The organism is Thermodesulfobacteriota bacterium, assembly GCA_040755095.1.
Lineage (GTDB): Bacteria > Desulfobacterota > Desulfobulbia > Desulfobulbales > JBFMBH01 > JBFMBH01.
The window spans coordinates 1-1,642 of the sequence record JBFMBH010000254.1 but is presented as its reverse complement, the minus strand read 5'-3'; the positions used below and the strand labels follow the sequence as shown (position 1 = coordinate 1,642).

3 protein-coding genes are annotated in these 1,642 nt (G+C 63.8%); all 3 read left to right on the top strand.

Features of this window, described 5'->3' with window-relative positions:
* A partial coding sequence (locus tag AB1634_19460) for a hypothetical protein (protein ID MEW6221691.1) occupies positions 1 to 351 on the top strand: 351 nt, incomplete at its 5' end.
* 131 nt (positions 352 to 482) lie between these two features.
* On the top strand, positions 483 to 911 hold the full coding sequence (locus AB1634_19455; protein ID MEW6221690.1) for a hypothetical protein: 429 nt from the start codon (positions 483 to 485) through the stop codon (positions 909 to 911).
* 50 nt (positions 912 to 961) lie between these two features.
* The gene (locus AB1634_19450; protein MEW6221689.1) at positions 962 to 1,471 is read left to right on the top strand and encodes a hypothetical protein; all 510 of its coding nucleotides are present in this window, start codon (positions 962 to 964) and stop codon (positions 1,469 to 1,471) included.
* The last annotated feature ends 171 nt before the right edge of the window (positions 1,472 to 1,642 follow it).

Below are 1,642 nucleotides of genomic sequence, written 5' to 3'. Positions count from 1 at the left end.
GAAGGCGTGGCAATGGCGCCGGACGGCAACATCTACTTTCACCCTGCTGATTACCTCGACGACTTCTCGCAGGGAACACTCGGTGAACGCGCCTGGTTCATCCACGAGAGCACCCACGTCTGGCAATTCCAGCAGAAGATGGATGTGGGAATCGGGTCAGTACTGGCCTACTTTACTGGCAACACGAGCTACCTGCCATTGGAATCGTCGACGACATGGGCAGCGCTAAACGTCGAGCAGCAGGCCAATCTCGTAAGGGACTACTACCGTTCGATCAATGGAGTACAAGTTCCAGGGGCGTCACGATGCGACATGGAGTGGATCATTCCGTTTGCCGAAAGGGAGTTCTGAGAGGTGGCAGCATGACAGCGATTCGGTTACTGGTAACAGTTATAATCATGGCGTCATCTGTTGTTATTGCGGCTCCTTCCTGGAGTGATGAGCCAAACGGGCACTCCCTACTTGCAGATTACCTGCAGTGTATGGAAACGGAAAAGCAATCCGCCAGGCCGGAGGAAGACAGGCTTCTCAAAGTCGAAGGCCAAGCCGCTGCCGCGCAGTATCTCTTTGAAAGGCTCTATAGAGTCGCCTTGCCTTACGCAGAAAAAGGCCTTCCTCAGGCGCAATTCGATGTTTCCTTTGCCCTGGGCCTGGGATACGGGCATGGGAAGCCAGATCCGTCCACGGAGGAGCGCGAACAGAAATCGCTCCCGTGGCTCATCAAAGCGGCGCTCGGCGGCCAGCCTGAGGCACTCCAAACACTGGCCGATTGCTTCCGCAATGGCTGGCGTTCGCTGCCGAAGAGTGCGGAACTGTCCAGCTGCTGGAAAGAGGCCAAGACCGACAAGGACCTTATTCCGAAATGCCATGCCATGATGGAGTCACTGACTGCTGGCCGAAAACCGGAATGATGAATGGTGTTCCGGTACCGGTGCCGCATAGATCTGACACGTGATGCCCCATGAACATTCCGAAGCACAGGACCATCACCATCGACCACCTCGCCCTTGCCGTGGCCATCCTGGTCATCGTCGTCGTGTCCTATTTCTCCTTTGCCGACCGCGCCGCCCCCTCCCAGCCCACCGCCTCCAGCCAGCCCTCAGCCGCCCGGCCGGCCACCCAGCCCACCCCTCCCCACCCCGCCGCCCGTCCCGACCCCGCCCTCGCCCCCATTCTCAAGGCGGCGGAGGCGCGGCTCGATCCGACCGTGGTCGCGGCGGCCCGCCGGCGGGCCAGGGAGGAGGCGGAGGCGCGACGGGAGGCGCGGGTGGCGGCCATGGCGGAGCCGTTGACCGATGTGGCGCCGCCGCAGCCGGAGGTGGAGATCGGGCCTGAGGACGATCCCGGCTACCGGTGGCGACTCATGAACGGGGCACCGGCGCCTCAGGCCAGGCCCTCATCCGCCCCCGAGCTCCGGGACCCCTTCGCACGGCCGGAGATCATCGTCGACATCCGGCGCAAGCGGGACTGATGGCGGCGGACACCGGCGCAGCCCCGCCGGCTGAGCACAGCGGGCCGGCCCGGGGCGCCCATCCCCTGCCGCCTGCCCTTCCGGCCTGGCAGGGCATCCTGGCGGCGCTCGCCACCGCCTTCTTCCTGGTTCTGGCCGCGCCGCCCTTCGACCTCTGGGGCCTGGCCTTCG